This is a genomic window from Streptomyces sp. NPDC058773 (assembly GCF_042746015.1).
GTDB lineage: Bacteria > Actinomycetota > Actinomycetes > Streptomycetales > Streptomycetaceae > Streptomyces.
In genome coordinates this window covers 82155-98384 of the sequence record NZ_JBHYPE010000020.1, presented here as the reverse complement: position 1 = coordinate 98384, position 16230 = coordinate 82155, and the positions used below count along the sequence as shown (strand labels likewise).

The following is a 16230-nucleotide window of genomic DNA, read 5'->3' as shown; positions in this document are numbered from 1 at the left end:
GACCCTCCGCCAGAATCGCGAGCCGTGCTCAGTCATCCTCGGAGTCAAGCACGGGGCTTCGCGCAGGGTCAACCACGGAAGCCTCCCCCTCCCCGCCTCCGTCCCGCCCGGACGCCGGGCCGGCTGCCCCGTCGCCACCGGACATCCCGTCGTCCCCGATCCCCGCGGCCCCTCCGTCCCGCCCGGACCGCCCGCCCCGCCCGGTCCCGGTCACCGGCCCGGGTGCCTCGCCCCGTACCGCGTTCGCGCACGCCGCCATCTCGGCCGGGCGGACGCCGGACAGCGCGGTGACCAGATGGCCGTCCGGCCGTACCAGCAGCACGGTGTGTGCGGACGCGCCCGGATAGGCCTCGGCCACCAGGATCTCGGCGTCCATGGGCAGTGCCTCGACCGCGTCGGCCAGCCGGGGCATCAGGCCCGCGGACTGCCAGTGCCGGCGGTCCCAGACGCCGGTGCCGGGTGCCACCAGCACCACCAGCAGGCCGCGCCCCAGCCGGTCGCGCAGCCGCACCACCGCGCCGTCCGACGCGGTCACCGCCACGTCCACGACCGGCGCCCCGGGCGGTGTCTCGACGAGGAGGCCGCCGGTCTGCCCGTCGGGCGGCCCCAGCGGGCTGCGGGAGTAGACCGGCGGTGCGCCGAGCGGGCCGCGGCCCAGGTGGCCGTCGGTCAGCAGGGTGCTGCGGCCGCGCGCCGCGCCCGGCAGCACCGTCCGCCAGCGGACCGCGCGGCCGTCCCGCAGCAGCGGCAGCGCCTGGTCCGCGGCGCGCAGCCGGGCCGCGACCGCACCCCGGCGCTCGGCCTCGTAGCTGTCGAGCAGCACCTCGGAGGCGCCGTGATGCCAGGCCAGACCCAGCTTCCAGGCGAGGTTCTCGGCATCCCGCAGGCCCTCGTCCAGGCCCTGGGTGCCGAGCGCGCCCAGCAGATGTGCGGCGTCCCCGGCGAGGAAGGCGCGGCCCCGGCGCCAGTCCCGGGCCAGCCGGTGGTGAACGGTGTGCACGCCGGTGTCGAGGAGTTCGTACGGCGGGACGGTCCGTCCGTGGCCGCGCCCCCGTGGGAGCGCGCCGTCGCCCTCCGCGCCGGTCTCGTCGGCCGGGCCCGCCGGGGACTCGGTGGTCCAGCCGGCCAGCGAGTCGCGGATCCGGGCGACCAGGGCGTCCGGGGTGACCAGTTCGCGCCCCGGCGGCAGCAGCCAGTCCAGCCGCCAGACATGGTCGGCCAGCGGGCGGGCGGAGACCTCGCTGCCCGGCCCGCCGCCCTGCCGCGGCGGAGAGCGGTGCAGCAGGGCCTCGCCGGGCCAGGGCAGCTCGCAGCGCAGCGCGGCCACCGCATGCCGCTCGACGGCCGTACGTCCCGGGAAGCGGACGTCCAGCAGCTTGCGGACGGTGGACCGCGGGCCGTCGCAGCCGATGAGGTAACTCCCGCGCCACCACGTCCCGTTGGGGCCGCGGGTGTGGGCGCTGATGCCGTGTTCGTCCTGCTCCAGATCCGTCAGCCGGCTGTCGGTGACGACCTCGGCGAGCTTCTCGTCGGCGAGTGCGGCGCGCAGGGCGCGGGTGAGCGCGTGCTGCGGGAGATGAACCGGGGACGCGGTGGCGGGGGCGGCCGCGCCGTCCGGGGTGCGCGGGGCGAAGGCGACCCGTTCCCGCAGGCGCCGGCGGCGCATCGTGCGCCAGGCCGTCCAGTGGGTGCCGTCGCGCTCCAGGGCGCCGGCGCAGCCGAGCCGGGCGACGAAGGCGGCGGTGTCCGGGCGGAGTACGACGCTGCGGGCGGGCCGGGCGTCCTCCTGGCCGGTGGTCTCGTCGAGGACGACGGTGGGGACGCCGAGGCGGGCGAGGGCCAGGGAGAGGGAGAGGCCGACCGGGCCGGCCCCGACGATGATCACCGGGTCCACGGCGCAGCTCCCCGGGGCCGCTGGTACGTACGGGACATGCGGGAACTGGCAGTTGGAGCCCGGTGCGTGATCACACAGCGTATGCAACCCACTGCGACCGCTCGCGTCAAGTGACGGAGGCGGTGGCGAGGGTGCCACCGCCTCCGGACGGATCGATATCGGCCGCGGGACGGCCTGCGGTGCCGTCAGTCCTTCGTGGGGAACGGCACGTCGACCGCCGCGTCGGAGACCTCCATCGCGTCGGTGGCCGTCACCGGCTCGCCGGCCGCGGCGACTCCGATACCCGTCCTGGCCCGCCGGCCGCGCCGCTCGATCCAGTTGGCGAGGGCGGACAGCGCCAGGCACATCGCGACGTAGATGCTGCCGATGACGATGATGAACGGCACATAGGTGTCGTTGCCGTTGACGATGATGTTGGTGCTCATCTGGCGGGCGGTGAAGAGCAGTTCCTCGAAGGTGATGATGTAGCCGAGGGAGGTGTCCTTCAGCGTCACCACCAGCTGACTGATGATCGTCGGCAGCATCGCCCGCACCGCCTGCGGGATCAGCACCGTCGTCATGACCTGCGTCTTGCTCATGCCCAGGGCGTACGCGGCCTCGCGCTGGCCCGTGGGCACGGCGTTGATGCCGGCCCGCAGCACCTCGGCCTGCACCGAGCCGTTGTAGACCGTCAGCCCGATGACCAGGGCCCAGAACTGCGGCTGGTCGCCGGTGATACCGAGGCTTTGCCGGTTGCTGAGCAGGATCACCCACAGCGCATAGATGGTGATCAGCAGCGGTACGGCGCGGAAGAGCTCGATGAAGCCGGTCGCCAGCCAGCGGACCGGCCGGTGGTCCGACAGCCGCGCCACCGCGAGCAGCACGCCCAGCGCCAGCGACAGCACCGCGGCGACCGCGAAGACCTGAAGCGTGGTCACCAGGCCGTCGCGGATGTTGGTCCGCACACCCGCGTTGTTGAAGATGTTCCACACCTCGGGCTCCAGCTGGCCCTGGGTGTTCAGCCGCAGCACGGTGAAGACGAGCAGCGCCAGCACCGCGAGCGCGCCGACGACGGAGTAGACGCGGTTGCGTACCTTCGCCTTCGGTCCTGGTACGTCGTAGAGAACGCTGGCGCCACTCATGCCCTTACCTCGCTTTGTTCCGCCCCGCCTGTGCGTGGCACCCACGTCGTGCTGATCCGCCCCTCGCGTCCGCTCATCGGGCCACCCCCATACGGCGCTCCAGCAGCCGGAAGAGGGCGCTGAGGGAGAACGTGATGATCAGGTAGGCGAGCGCGGTCCACAGGAAGATCCAGGCGATCGCGTAGCCCTTGTCGTTGAGCAGCTTGGAGACGTTGAACAGTTCGCCGTAGCCGAACGCTCCGGCGATCGCGGAGTTCTTCGTCAGCGCGATGAAGATGCTGCTCAGCGGGGGCAGTACGGTGCGCGTGGCCTGCGGGAGGACGATCTGGCCCAGCGTCTGGGAGAACGTCATACCGAGGCTGCGCGCGGCCTCCGCCTGGCCCAGCGGCACGGTGTTGATACCGGACCGCACCGCCTCGCAGACGAAGGACGAGGTGTAGAAGCCGAGTGCCAGCGTGGCCAGCACGTACGGGCTGGCGCCCTGGAAGAGGACCTGGGGTACGACGAAGAACGCGACGAGGAAGAGCAGCGTCAGCGGTGTGTTGCGCAGCACCGTGACCCAGGCCGTCCCGAAGGCGCGCAGCGGCGGAATCGGAGAGACCCGGAAACCGGCTATGAGCACGCCGAGTACCAGCGCGAGCAGGGCGCTGGACGCGGTGATCGCCAGGGTTCCGAGGAATCCGTCCCGGAACTCGGGCAGATAATCGAGGAGTACGTTCATGGGGTCTCCGCGGTAGCGGTCATCGGGTCGACGGCGGGATAAGAGTCAGCGGGGGCGAAGGCAGCGCCCCGTACACCCGCCGCGGCGGGCGTACGGGGCGGCACGGTCCGGTGGGTTCGCGAGCGCCTCAGTAGCGGGGCAGCGGCGTCTCCGGGGCGACGAACTTCGACCCGGACTTGCCGAGCGTGCCGTCGTACGCCTTCTTGTAGTCACCGTTCTTGATGTGGGCCTCCAGCGCGTCGGTGATCGCGTTGCGCAGGGCCTTGTCGTCCTTGTTCATGCCGACGCCGTAGGGCTCCTTGGTGAAGGACTTGCCCACGACCCGCAGCTTCTCGGGGCGCTGTGCGGCGTAGCCCTTGAGGATCGCGTCGTCGGTGGTGACCGCGTCGACCTGGCCGTCCAGCAGGGACTTCACACAGTCCGAGTACTTGGACTGCTCGCTGGTGTCGGCGCCGTACTTCTTCTTCTTGATCTCCTGGAGCGGAGTGGAGCCGACGATCGAGCAGACCTTCTTGCCCTTGAGGGTGTCCGGTCCGGTGATGTCCTTCTCGTCCTTGCGCACCAGGAGGTCCGCGCCGGCCGTGTAGTACGGGCCCGCGAAGCCGACCTGCTTCTTGCGCTCGTCGTTGATCGTGTAGGTACCGACGTAGTAGTCGACCTGGCCGTTGGAGATGGTGGTCTCACGGACGTTGGAGTCGATCGTCTTGAACTCGATCTGCTTCTCGGAGAAGCCGAGGTCGGCGGCGACCATCTTGGCGATCTCGATGTCGAAGCCGGAGTACTTGCCGGTGGTGTCCTTGAAGCCCAGGAACGGCTGGTCGGCCTTGACACCGATGACGATCTTCTTGGCCTTCTGGGCCTTCTTCAGCACCGGCGAGTCGATCTTCGGAGCCGAGGCGACCTTGTAGTTGCCGCTGAAGACATCGCCGCCGGCCGGCTTGTCGCCCGCCGCGCCCTTCTCGCCGCCACACGCGGTCGCCGTCGCCGCCAGCGCGAGCACCACCGCACCGGCCGCAGCCGTCTTACGAATCCTCATGGTGAACATCCTTTGGTTCAACAGGTGTTGGCAATGATGGTGGCCCGACTGCGGCCTCAGTGATGGAGGATCTTCGACAGGAAGTCCTTGGCGCGGTCGCTGCGCGGGTTGTTGAAGAACTGGTTCGGCTCGGCCTCTTCGATGATGCGGCCGTCCGCCATGAAGACGACCCGGTTCGCAGCGGAGCGCGCGAACCCCATCTCATGGGTGACCACGACCATCGTCATGCCGTCCCGGGCGAGCTGCTGCATGACATCCAGCACCTCGTTGATCATTTCCGGGTCGAGTGCGGAGGTCGGCTCGTCGAACAGCATCACCTTCGGGTCCATCGCCAGCGCACGGGCGATCGCCACCCGCTGCTGCTGACCACCGGAGAGCTGTGCGGGGTACTTGTCCGCCTGGGTGCCGACACCGACCCGGTCGAGCAGGGCGCGGGCCTTCTTCGCGGCCGCACCCTTGTCCGCTTTGCGGACTTTGGTCTGGCCCAGCATCACATTCTCGAGCACGGTCTTGTGCGCGAAAAGGTTGAAGGACTGGAAGACCATGCCCACGTCGGCACGCAGCCGGGCCAGTTCGCGGCCCTCCTGCGGCAGCGGCTTCCCGTCGATCGAGATGCTGCCGCTGTCGACGGTCTCCAGGCGGTTGATCGTGCGGCAGAGCGTCGACTTGCCGGAGCCCGAGGGCCCGATCACGACGACGACCTCGCCGCGGTTGATCGTCAGGTCGATGTCCTGGAGCACGTGCAGCGCGCCGAAGTGCTTGTTGACGTTGTCCAGCACGACCAGCCGGTCCCCCGTCGGCGCGGGACCCTCGGCGTTCTTGGTCACCGATACTTCGCTCATCGGCGTGTAGCTCCGTCCTCCTCGGTTGGGAGGACCCTAGTAACGCCCTTCGACCAGCGTCATTACATCTGAGGGGAACTTGAGCATAACGATCCGGCCGCGACGGGAGCCCGTGATCGGAGCGCGGTGGACGTCTTCCCATTGTGGTGTCGCGGGCGTACCGGCTGGGTAACGGATGGCGGCGCGGAGGTGGCCGGCTCTTGACGCGCAGGCCCCCTATCGCCGTAGATGCCCAATGGCCTGTACGCACGCACCCGGGAGGAGGCCTGATGAGACTGCTGCTCGTCGAGGACGACGACCATGTCGCCGCGGCCCTGTCCGCGGTGCTCGCCAAGCACGGCCTGGCCGTCGTGCACGCGCGCAACGGCGAGGACGCCCTCAAGGCCCTGCTGCCCGACGAGGGCGAACGGTTCGCGGTGGTGCTGCTCGACCTCGGGCTGCCCGACCAGGACGGCTTCGAGGTGTGCGGCCGCATCCGCAAGCTCTGCACCACCCCCGTCATCATGGTCACCGCGCGGTCCGATGTGCGCTCGCGCATCCACGGGCTCAACCTCGGCGCGGACGACTATGTCGTCAAGCCGTACGACACCGGTGAGCTGCTGGCCCGTATCCACGCGGTGAGCCGGCGCAACGCCCCCGGCGGCGGTGAGCAGCCCGCCGAGGAGGGCGCCCCCGACGAGTCGCTGCGGCTGGGTGCGGTCACCGTCGAACTCGCCACCCGCCAGGTCTCGGTGGACGGCACCGGCGTTCCGCTCACCCGCAAGGAGTTCGACCTGCTCGCGCTGCTCGCCCAGCGCCCCGGGGTGGTCTTCCGCCGGGAGCAGATCATCAGCGAGGTGTGGCGCACGAGCTGGGAGGGCACCGGCCGGACTCTGGAAGTGCACATCGCCTCCCTCCGCGCCAAGCTGCGCATGCCCGCGCTGATCGAGACGGTGCGCGGCGTCGGCTACCGTCTGGTCGTCCCGGCCGCCGGTCCGGGGGCGCGGACGCCGGCCGCCCCGGCCTCCTGAAGGCCGACCGGACCAGGTGCGCACCCGACTCCTCCCCCTCCTCATCGTCCTCATGGCCGGTGTCCTTCTCGCGCTCGGCGTCCCGCTCGCCGTGATCACCGCCGGGGTGGAGCAGCAGCGGGTGGTCGTCGACCGGATCGACGACGCCGCCCGCTTCGCCTCCCTCGCCCAGTTCGTCACCGCCCGTCCCGACGCGGACGCCCGGCACCAGACCCCGGAGGAGGACGAGCGGCGCGCCACCCTCCGCACCGAGCTCGCGCAGTACTACGGCCTCTACGGCATACGTGCCGGTGTCTTCTACCGCGATCGCACCCCCATGGCCGCGGCCCCCGCCGATCTGCCGGTACCCCAGGACGGTGAGGCCGCGCGAGCGTTCAGCGAGGCGCTGGCCGGCCGTCGCAGCCATGACCCCCATCAGGTCTGGCCCTGGGACGAGAACGGCCGCATCCCGGTCGCCTCCCCAGTGATCCGCGACGGCGATGTCGTCGCCGTCGTCATGACCGACTCGCCCACGGGACAGATGCGCTCCCGTGTCCTGCGCGGCTGGCTGCTGATCGCGGCCGGCGAGTGCGCGGCCATGCTCGTCGCCGTCGCCGCGGCCATCCGCCTCACGGGCTGGGTGCTGCGTCCCGTACGGGTCCTGGACACGGCCAGCCACGACATCGCCACCGGCCGGATGAACGCCCGCGTCGCCGCCACCGCGGGGCCGCCCGAACTCCGGCGCCTGGCCCGCTCGTTCAACGAGATGGCCGACCACGTCGAAGAGGTCCTGGAACAGCAGCGCGCCTTCGTCGCCGACGCCTCCCACCAGCTGCGCAACCCGCTGTCCGCACTGCTGCTGAGGATCGAGCTGCTGGCCCTGGAACTCCCCGACGGCAACGCGGAGATCGCCTCGGTCCGCACCGAGGGCAAGCGGCTCGCCCGGGTCCTGGACGATCTCCTGGACCTGGCCCTCGCCGAGCACACCGCCGCCGACCTCCAGCTCACCGACGTCGCGGCGCTGGCCGCCGAACGCGTCGGCTCCTGGCGCCCGCTGGCCGACGACAAGGGCGTCGTCCTCACCTACGAGGGGCAGAGCGCCGTTACCGGCTGGGCCGATCCGGTGGCCCTCTCCAGCGCCCTGGACGCGGTGATCGACAACGCCCTGAAATTCACCCCCAAGGGCCGCCCGGTCACCGTCGGCGTCGCACCGGACGGCGAGCGCGTCCACATCACCGTCGCCGACCGGGGCCCCGGCCTCACCGACGACGAGCTGTCCCGGGTCGGCGACCGCTTCTGGCGCAGCGGCCGCCACCAGAACGTCTCCGGTTCCGGACTCGGCCTGTCGATCACCCGCGCCCTGCTCGCCGCGGGCGGCGCCACCATCGCCTACGCCCCGCATCCGCCGCACGGGCTGAAGGTCACCGTCACCGTGCCGCGGACCGCACCGTGAGACGGCCGGTGCGCGGGCCGGACGACCGGGCCCGGCTGTGCTACGGTCGACCTCGTTGCAGTTGTGGTACCCATGAACTTTGTGCGCGCCCGGTGGCTGGAAGCCCCGGGCGTTCCTTGTTATCCGGGCCGTGGTCCGGAGTGGGGCGATCATCTCGGCGACAAGGAGGCCGTGCAGTGCGGTCTCCCGTTTGCCCCATGAAGGAGAAAAACATGGCTTCCGGCACCGTCAAGTGGTTCAACTCGGAAAAGGGCTTCGGCTTCATCGAGCAGGACGGCGGCGGCCCCGACGTCTTCGCCCACTACTCGAACATCGCCGCGCAGGGCTTCCGTGAGCTCCTCGAGGGCCAGAAGGTCACCTTCGACGTGACCCAGGGCCCCAAGGGCCCGCAGGCGGAGAACATCGTCGCCGCCTGACGCACCTCGCGTCCCGCGAACGGGGCCCGCACCGGCATGTCCGGTGCGGGCCCCGGTCCGTTTCCGCGCCCGCCGGTCGCCGGCGGGCGCCTCAGGGCTTCTGGGACACGTAATAGCGCCGGGCGCCGGTGTGCAGCTCCAGCGGGTCGGTGAACACCGCCGTCCGCAGATCCACCTTCTGCGCGGCATGCACCTGGCGCCCGATCCAGTCCCGGCTGTCGATGACGGTACGGGTGATGCCCTCGGTCATCGCCGCGTCCTGGCGGTCGGTCGTCACCAGCAGGTTCGCCACCGCGATCGTCTTCACCGCCTCCCCGCCCTGGGCCATCGGATAGGCGTCGGCGGGCATCACCGCGGCCCGGTAGTAGCGGGTGCGCTCGCCCTGCCGGTGCAGCGCCTCGCTCAGGTCCCCGAGCTGGACCAGCCGCACCGGGAAGCGCCGCGCCAGCCGCTGCACCGCCGTCGTCGGCAGCCCGCCGGACCAGAAGAAGGCATCCAGCTTGTGCTGCTCCAGCAGCTTCGGCATCCGGTCGATGCCGACCCGCACCGGCTCGATGTCCCGGTCGAAGTCCAGCCCGGCCGCCTCCAGCAGCCGCCGTGTGAGCAGCTGGACACCCGAGCCGTCCGCGCCGACCCCCACCCGCAGCCGCCGCAGATCCTTCGTCGAGCGCACCGCGGAGTCCTTCGGCACCACCAGCTGCGCGTAGTCGTCGTACAGCCGCGCACAGGCCCGCAGCCCGTCCGCGCCCCGCTCACCCCTGATCTTGTACGTGGCGACCGCGTCCGCCGTCGCGATGGTGAACCCCGCGCGCCCCGCGACCAGCTGCCGCAGATTGTCGATCGAGCCCTCGCTGCGGGTCAGCCGCAGATCCACCGCCGGCAGGTCATGGGCCAGATCCTGCTTCAGCAGCTGCCCGTAGCGGGCGTAGACACCGGTCGGCACGCCCGTCGCCAGCGTCACCTGCCCCCGGGGAGCGGGCGTCGCGCCCGCCGACAGCAGCCACCACAGCCCCAGCCCGAGGGCAACCAGGGCCGCGATCGCCGCCTGGACGGCGCGGCGGCCGGTACGGGGGAGTGCTGTGACCATGGGCGGGATCCTGCCAGGAGCGCGGCGGGAACGGGAGGGGTGGGCCGGTATGCGCGGTCGCCGGTGCCGTACCGGCCCGCCGGCGAGCCCCGCCGGCCGCCCTCGCTCCGCGGGCCGGCGGCGGCCGGCCGGGCTCCGGAGCGCGGCTTGCACCCGGTTCTGCACGCGTTACGGTGGCGACGAGGCGCCCGTTCCGCTCCGGCGGCAGAGGGCGGCCCCGTTCACCTTCCGGCACAGCGGGGACCCGGCACGTCCCCTCCCGCGCGCCCGGTGGCGCGCACACAAGAGAAGATTCCCTCCACCCGAGCGCACCGGCGCCGGTGCCCGACACCGCGGCCCCCTGACGCGCCGGTGCGGGAAACGACACCTCATGAAACCGCCCACCGAACTGCGGCCCGACACCCGTGCCCGGTCCGAAGTCGTCCGCCCGCCCCCCGTCGCCGCCGATCTCGGGCTGCTCCTCCTGCGGCTGACCGTGGGGCTGATCCTCGCCGGCCACGGCGCCCAGAAACTCTTCGGCTTCTTCGGCGGCCGCGGGCTCGACGCCACCGCCAAGGGCTTCGAAGCCCTCGGCTACCGCCCCGGCACGTTCTTCGCCGGCCTCGCCGGAGCCTCGGAGGTCCTCGGCGGCCTCGGCCTCGCCCTCGGCCTCCTCACCCCCCTCGCCGCCGCCGCACTGATCGGCGTGATGATCAACGCCATGGCCCTCGCGGCGCCCAAGGGACTCTGGGGGGAGAACGGTGGCCTCGAATATCCGCTGACCGTCGCCGTCGTCGCCCTGACCGTCGCGGCCACCGGACCCGGCCGCTACGCACTCGACCGGCCCTTCCGCTGGGGGCACGGCGGCTGGCGCAGCGCCGCCTTCGCCCTGGCGCTCGGCGGCCTCGGTGCCGCGCTCGTGCTCGCCTTCTGAGCGGACGCCCCCGCCCTCCCGCGCCGGCCGGTCCGCCCCGGGCCTCCGGCGTCGGGAGGTACCTCCGGCACCGCCTACCCTGGTGACATGACCAGCAGCGACCGGAGCCAGGCAGTGGGCGCCAAGAAGAGCTACGAGATCCGCACCTACGGGTGCCAGATGAACGTCCACGACTCCGAGCGGCTGTCCGGCCTGCTGGAAGAGGCCGGATACGTACCCGCTCCCAAGGACGGCGACGGCGCCGACGTCGTGGTCTTCAACACCTGCGCGGTACGGGAGAACGCCGACAACCGTCTCTACGGCAACCTCGGCCAGCTCGCCCCGAAGAAGGCCGCACGCCCCGGTATGCAGATCGCGGTGGGCGGCTGCCTCGCCCAGAAGGACCGCGACACCATCGTCAAGAAGGCCCCCTGGGTCGACGTGGTCTTCGGGACGCACAACATCGGCAAGCTGCCGGTGCTGCTGGAGCGCGCCCGCGTCCAGGAAGAGGCGCAGGTCGAGATCGCCGAATCGCTGGAGGCGTTCCCCTCCACCCTGCCCACCCGCCGGGAGAGCGCCTACGCAGCCTGGGTGTCCATCTCCGTCGGCTGCAACAACACCTGCACCTTCTGCATCGTGCCCGCGCTGCGCGGCAAGGAGAAGGACCGCCGGCCCGGCGACATCCTCGCCGAGATCGAGGCGCTGGTCGGCGAGGGCGTCAGCGAGATCACCCTGCTCGGTCAGAACGTCAACGCCTACGGCTCCGACATCGGCGACCGCGAGGCGTTCTCGAAGCTGCTGCGGGCCTGCGGCAGCATCGAGGGCCTGGAGCGGGTCCGCTTCACCTCCCCGCACCCCCGCGACTTCACCGATGACGTCATCGCGGCCATGGCCGAGACGCCGAACGTGATGCCGCAGCTGCACATGCCGCTGCAGTCCGGCTCCGACCGGGTCCTGAAGGCGATGCGCCGCTCGTACCGCCAGGAGCGCTTCCTCGGCATCATCGAGAAGGTGCGCGCCGCGATGCCGGACGCCGCCATTTCGACCGACATCATCGTCGGCTTCCCGGGCGAGACCGAGGAGGACTTCGAGCAGACCCTGCACACGGTCCGCGAGTCCCGCTTCGCCCAGGCCTTCACCTTCCAGTACTCCAAGCGCCCCGGCACCCCGGCCGCCGACATGGACGGCCAGATCCCCAAGGCCGTCGTCCAGGAACGCTACGAGCGCCTGGTCGCCCTCCAGGAGGAGATCTCCTGGGCGGAGAACAAGAAGCAGGTCGGCCGCACCCTCCAGGTCCTGGTCGCCGAGGGTGAGGGCCGCAAGGACGACGCGACCCGCCGGCTGTCCGGTCGCGCCCCCGACAACCGCCTGGTCCACTTCACCCGCCCCGAGGAGCCGGTCCGCCCCGGTGACGTGGTCACCGTCGAGGTCACCTACGCCGCTCCGCACCACCTCCTGGCCGAGGGCCCGGCCAAGGCGGTCCGCCGCACCCGCGCCGGGGACGCCTGGGAGAAGCGCAACGCCGCCCCCGCCGAGAAGCCTCAGGGCGTGCTGCTGGGCCTGCCCACTATCGGGGCCCCCGCCCCGAGCCCGGCGCCCGCCGCCGGCTGCGGCTGCGACTGACCCCGACCGGGGCCGGGGCTCAGGGCACGGCGAACGGCTCCGCACCAGGGGCGTTACGCTGCGTGTCATGCTCGTAGCCGCCGCCCTCTGCCCCTGCCCGCCGCTGCTCGTCCCGGAGGTGGCCGCCGGGGCGGCGCCCGAACTCGACGCGCTGCGGGCCGCCTGCCTCGACGCGATCGGCGTGCTCGCCGCGGCCCGCCCCGACCGGCTGGTCGTCCTCGGACCCACCGACGAGGCCGGCCGCGGCCGGTACCCCCAGGGCACCCCCGGCTCCTTCCGCGGCTTCGGGGCGGACCTGGAGGTGCCGCTGGGTCCCGCGGAGACGGCGCCGGACCGGGAACTCCCGCCGTCGCTGTCCGTCGGCGCCTGGCTGCTGTCCCGTACGGACTGGGACGACGCCCCCGTGGAGGGGCTGGGGGTGCCCCGGTCGCTGCCCCGCGGCCGCTGTCTGGAGCTGGGCCGGGAGACCGCCGCGGCCGCTCCCCGGGTCGCGCTGCTGGTGATGGGCGACGGCAGCGCCTGCCGGACGGTGAAGGCGCCCGGCTACTTCGACGAGCGGGCCGAGGCCTTCGACGCCGAACTGGCCCGCGCCCTGGGCGACGCCGACATCGCCGCTCTGGCCGCACTCGACGAGGAGCCGGCCGCGGCCCTCCAGGTGTCCGGACGGGCCTGCTGGCAGGTCCTGGCGGGGGCCGCGGAGGACGCGGGCCGGAGCGGCCGGCTGCTCCGCGAGGAGGCTCCCTACGGCGTGGGGTACTTCGTGGCGGCCTGGTCGTAGCACCGCCGCCCGGCGGGTACGAGGGCCGCGCGCGGACACGGCAACGGCCGCGCGGCGCTGCGGCCCGCGGCCGTTGTGGCCCTGCTCCGGTCAGCGGGCCTCGTGCCGCGCGCTCTCGCTGTCCGCTGCGGCCTCCGCCGACTGCTGCCGGGGAATCCCGGCGCTCTCACCGGTCTGCTCGGCCCCCGGCGCCGCGGTGTCCGCCGCCCCCGCTGTCGCCTCGCCGGACGCCTCCGGAGCCACGCCCTCCGCCTCCGCGGCAGCGTCGTTCTCCCCGGCGTTCCCGGCGTCCTTGGCGTCCGTCGTGACGGCCGGCGCCGCCGGCTCCTCCGCCGCGGCGGTCACCGCCGTCGTGGCAGTCCCCTCCGCCGACGCTTCGGACCTACGGCGGCGAAACCGCGAAAACACGCCCATAACTGCTCCTACGCTCTTCATGTGGCCACATCCCGAGCCGTCCGGGAGCGGACCGTTGCGCCGCCCGCGGGCGCCGGTGCTGTTTCCGGCACTCGGGACCTCGCAACAGGCAACGAGATCATCCGGGGCCCGTCACGTCGCTCGTTCGAGACGGGGGCCGGAGGTTTGCGAGACTGACGGGGTGAACACCGCCGTCCCCGCTCCGCGGGTCATCGCCGTCGTCGGCCCCACCGCGGCCGGAAAGTCCGATCTGGGCGTCGCGCTCGCGCAGCACGTGGGGGGCGAGGTCATCAACGCCGACTCCATGCAGCTCTACCGCGGGATGGACATCGGCACCGCCAAGCTCACGCCCGACGAGCAGCAGGGCGTTCCGCACCGCCTCCTGGACATCTGGGACGTGACCTGCGCCGCCAGCGTCGCCGAGTACCAGCGGCTGGCCCGCGCCGAGATCGACCGGCTGCTCGCCGAGGGCCGCACCCCGGTCCTGGTCGGCGGCTCCGGCCTCTACGTACGCGGTGCCATCGACGCGCTCGACTTCCCCGGCACCGACCCGGAGGTACGCGCCCGGCTGGAGGCCGAGCTCGCCGCGTCGGGCAGCGGCGCCCTGCACGCCCGGCTGGCCGTCGCCGACCCCGAGGCCGGCCGCGCGATCCTGCCGAGCAACGGCCGCCGGATCGTGCGCGCCCTGGAGGTCATCGAGATCACCGGCCGCCCCTTCACCGCCAACCTCCCCGGCCACGAAGCGGTCTACGACACCCTGCAGATCGGCGTCGACGTCGCGCGCCCCGAGCTCGACGAGCGGATCGCACGGCGGGTCGACCGCATGTGGGAGGCGGGCCTGGTCGACGAGGTGCGCCGGCTGGAGGGCGAGGGCCTGCGCGAGGGCCGTACGGCCTCCCGGGCGCTCGGCTATCAACAGGTGCTCGCCCAGCTCGCGGGGGAGTGCACCGAGCAGGAAGCGCGCGACGAGACGGTGCGCGCCACCAAGCGCTTCGCGCGCCGCCAGGATTCGTGGTTCCGCCGCGACCCGCGGGTCCACTGGCTCAGCGGCGCCGCGGAGCACCGGGGGGAACTTCCCGGGCAGGCACTGGCGTTGCTCGAACGACCGGTCACAGCCTGATCACGTCATGGCATCGGGACGCTCCGGCCGTCATCCGGGCCCCTGAGGGCGTGTCATCATCGACCTTCGATCGAGGCGTGCAGTCAGCAGTGGGGAGGGCGCGTGGCAATGGAGGCCGGCCCTCGCAACGGAGCGCAGCCACCGGACAGCGGCGCCGACACGGCACCCCTGACCGACGACGGCCCGGACACCGGCGACGGACTGTCCGCTGACGGTCGTGCCGACGGTGGACCGCGCACCAACCCGGATGCCCTGGACGACTCGGACGCCCCGGACTCCGGAGACGACCGCCCCGGTGCGGGCGGCGAGTCCTTCCGGGAGCTGCGCCCGCCGCGCCGGCTGCGGCTGTGGCAGCTGGCGCCGGTCGTCGCGCTCGCCGCACTCGGCTCGCTGATGTTCGCCTTCCCCCTCGCCTTCGAGTTCGGCGGTGACGGCGGCGCCATGATCGCGATGCTCGGTCTGCTGCTGTGCTGCTGCGCCGCGGGCTGGGGCATGATGGCCGCCCGCCGGGTCGGCTACACCTGGCCCGGCCTCCCGGCACCGGGCTCCGGCCGCCGTGCCTGCTGGCGCGTGGTGCTGATCTACACCGTCCTGGTCGCCATCCCGGCGTCGCTGGCCATCTGGCGGGTGGCGCGGCTGCGCTGAGGCGGGGGGCTTCCCCGGGGCCGGGATTGGCCGTGGTGGGGGCTTTGCTGAGGCGCGGTAGCGGTCTTTTCGCGCGGCCCGTTATTTTCCCCGCCGCCCACCCCCCTTCGGGGGGTGGGCGGGTATGGGCGAGCACCCCTCGGACGGGCCCACCCCCGCCCTCCCCGTACGATGCAAGGGTGACCAGCACGCAGCGCCTCGCCTTCCTCAAGGGCCACGGCACCGAGAACGACTTCGTGATCGTCCCCGACCCGGACGGCCGCCTCGATCTGTCCGCGGCCGCCGTCGCCCGGATCTGCGACCGGCGGGCCGGCGTCGGCGGCGACGGCCTGCTGCGCGTCGTACGCTCCGCCGCGCACCCCGAGGTGCAGCACCTGGCCGGCGAGGCCGAGTGGTTCATGGACTACCGCAACGGCGACGGCTCGATCGCCGAGATGTGCGGCAACGGCGTCCGCGTCTTCGCGCGCTATCTGCTGCACGCCGGCCTGGTCGAGGCCGGCGACCTCGCCATCGCCACCCGCGCCGGCGTACGCCGCGTCCACCTCGCCAAGACCGGCGATGTCACGGTCTCCATGGGCCGGGCCGAACTCCCCGCGGAGGGCGTCGTCGTCACCCTCGACGGCCGCAGCTGGCCCGCGCGCAACGTGAACATGGGCAATCCGCATGCGGTCGCCTTCGTCGAGGACCTGGCGCACGCCGGTGAACTGCGGGCGGTACCGCCGTTCGGCCCCGCGTCGGTTTATCCCGACGGCGTGAACATCGAGTTCGTCGTCGACCGCGGTCCGCGCCATGTGGCGATGCGGGTCCACGAGCGCGGCTCGGGCGAGACCCGCTCGTGCGGCACCGGCGCCTGCGCGGTCGCCGTCGCCACCGCCCGCCGGGACGGCCTGGACCCCGCCACCACCGGTACGCCCGTGACCTACCGGGTCGATGTGCTCGGCGGCAGCCTCTCGATCACCGAGCGGCCCGACGGCACGGTCGACATGACCGGTCCGGCCGAGATCGTGGCCGAGGGCACTTTCGACCCCGCCTGGCTGGCCGCCGCGCTCGGCTGAGGAACCCTGCGGCACAGCGGAATCCCGGGTCCTCCCAGGAAAGGGTTTCCGGCCAAAAGATTCCCTCGAACGGGTGATCCGCCTCACGCTGAGCGAGAGGCGGACAGCGGTGCGTGATGGGCTCGGTAGCATCAAGCACCGGCC

Annotated in this window: 16 protein-coding genes; 9 read left to right on the top strand and 7 right to left on the bottom strand. The window is 72.5% G+C overall.

Going from position 1 to position 16230, the window contains the following annotated elements; translation table 11 throughout:
- Window positions 1-28: 28 nt before the first annotated feature.
- The 5 genes from ACFW5B_RS19320 to ACFW5B_RS19300 form a co-directional block, all read right to left on the bottom strand.
- Window positions 29-1894 (bottom strand): FAD-dependent monooxygenase, encoded by a 1866-nt coding sequence (locus ACFW5B_RS19320; RefSeq protein ID WP_386440552.1) that lies wholly within the window; start codon window positions 1892-1894, stop codon window positions 29-31.
- Window positions 1895-2079: 185 nt separating this feature from the next.
- Window positions 2080-3015, bottom strand: a complete 936-nt coding sequence (locus ACFW5B_RS19315) for an amino acid ABC transporter permease (protein WP_386440549.1) — start codon at window positions 3013-3015, stop codon at window positions 2080-2082.
- 73 nt (window positions 3016-3088) lie between these two features.
- Entirely contained in the window at window positions 3089-3736 is a 648-nt protein-coding gene (locus tag ACFW5B_RS19310; protein ID WP_386440546.1) for an amino acid ABC transporter permease, read from the bottom strand.
- A 127-nt stretch (window positions 3737-3863) separates the two neighbouring features.
- The gene (locus ACFW5B_RS19305; RefSeq protein WP_386440544.1) at window positions 3864-4772 is read right to left on the bottom strand and encodes a glutamate ABC transporter substrate-binding protein; all 909 of its coding nucleotides are present in this window, start codon (window positions 4770-4772) and stop codon (window positions 3864-3866) included.
- A gap of 56 nt (window positions 4773-4828) precedes the next feature.
- Entirely contained in the window at window positions 4829-5614 is a 786-nt protein-coding gene (locus ACFW5B_RS19300; protein ID WP_386440542.1) for an amino acid ABC transporter ATP-binding protein, read from the bottom strand.
- Window positions 5615-5883: 269 nt separating this feature from the next.
- Here ACFW5B_RS19300 and ACFW5B_RS19295 point away from each other — a divergent pair, with 269 nt between their 5' ends.
- The 3 genes from ACFW5B_RS19295 to ACFW5B_RS19285 all read left to right on the top strand — a co-directional run bounded on the left by ACFW5B_RS19295 (window position 5884) and on the right by ACFW5B_RS19285 (window position 8472).
- Entirely contained in the window at window positions 5884-6624 is a 741-nt protein-coding gene (locus ACFW5B_RS19295; protein WP_386440539.1) for a response regulator transcription factor, read from the top strand.
- Between the two features lie 16 nt (window positions 6625-6640).
- Window positions 6641-8056, top strand: a complete 1416-nt coding sequence (locus tag ACFW5B_RS19290) for an ATP-binding protein (protein WP_386440536.1) — start codon at window positions 6641-6643, stop codon at window positions 8054-8056.
- Between the two features lie 212 nt (window positions 8057-8268).
- The gene (locus tag ACFW5B_RS19285) at window positions 8269-8472 is read left to right on the top strand and encodes a cold-shock protein (RefSeq protein ID WP_006602702.1); all 204 of its coding nucleotides are present in this window, start codon (window positions 8269-8271) and stop codon (window positions 8470-8472) included.
- Between the two features lie 91 nt (window positions 8473-8563).
- Here ACFW5B_RS19285 and ACFW5B_RS19280 read toward each other — a convergent pair whose 3' ends face one another.
- A complete protein-coding gene (locus ACFW5B_RS19280) occupies window positions 8564-9559 on the bottom strand; it encodes a TAXI family TRAP transporter solute-binding subunit (RefSeq protein WP_386440533.1) in 996 nt (331 codons plus the stop codon).
- A 370-nt stretch (window positions 9560-9929) separates the two neighbouring features.
- On the opposite strand from ACFW5B_RS19280, the gene ACFW5B_RS19275 reads away from it, so the two are divergent.
- The 3 genes from ACFW5B_RS19275 (at window position 9930) to ACFW5B_RS19265 (ending at window position 12852) form a co-directional block, all read left to right on the top strand.
- Window positions 9930-10472, top strand: coding sequence for a DoxX family membrane protein (locus ACFW5B_RS19275; RefSeq protein WP_386440531.1), 543 nt, complete (start codon window positions 9930-9932; stop codon window positions 10470-10472).
- An 87-nt stretch (window positions 10473-10559) separates the two neighbouring features.
- On the top strand, window positions 10560-12074 hold the full coding sequence (gene miaB / locus ACFW5B_RS19270) for a tRNA (N6-isopentenyl adenosine(37)-C2)-methylthiotransferase MiaB (protein ID WP_386440529.1): 1515 nt from the start codon (window positions 10560-10562) through the stop codon (window positions 12072-12074).
- 67 nt (window positions 12075-12141) lie between these two features.
- Window positions 12142-12852, top strand: a complete 711-nt coding sequence (locus ACFW5B_RS19265) for a class III extradiol dioxygenase subunit B-like domain-containing protein (RefSeq protein WP_386440528.1) — start codon at window positions 12142-12144, stop codon at window positions 12850-12852.
- Between the two features lie 90 nt (window positions 12853-12942).
- Here ACFW5B_RS19265 and ACFW5B_RS19260 read toward each other — a convergent pair whose 3' ends face one another.
- Window positions 12943-13197: a hypothetical protein gene (locus ACFW5B_RS19260; RefSeq protein WP_386440526.1), complete on the bottom strand. Its 255-nt coding sequence runs from the start codon at window positions 13195-13197 to the stop codon at window positions 12943-12945.
- Between the two features lie 250 nt (window positions 13198-13447).
- Here ACFW5B_RS19260 and miaA point away from each other — a divergent pair, with 250 nt between their 5' ends.
- The 3 genes from miaA to dapF all read left to right on the top strand — a co-directional run bounded on the left by miaA (window position 13448) and on the right by dapF (window position 16086).
- Window positions 13448-14386: a tRNA (adenosine(37)-N6)-dimethylallyltransferase MiaA gene (gene miaA / locus ACFW5B_RS19255; RefSeq protein ID WP_386440523.1), complete on the top strand. Its 939-nt coding sequence runs from the start codon at window positions 13448-13450 to the stop codon at window positions 14384-14386.
- A 108-nt stretch (window positions 14387-14494) separates the two neighbouring features.
- The gene (locus ACFW5B_RS19250) at window positions 14495-15031 is read left to right on the top strand and encodes a hypothetical protein (RefSeq protein WP_386440520.1); all 537 of its coding nucleotides are present in this window, start codon (window positions 14495-14497) and stop codon (window positions 15029-15031) included.
- Window positions 15032-15210: 179 nt separating this feature from the next.
- Window positions 15211-16086, top strand: a complete 876-nt coding sequence (dapF, locus tag ACFW5B_RS19245; RefSeq protein WP_386440518.1) for a diaminopimelate epimerase — start codon at window positions 15211-15213, stop codon at window positions 16084-16086.
- Window positions 16087-16230: the final 144 nt, after the last annotated feature.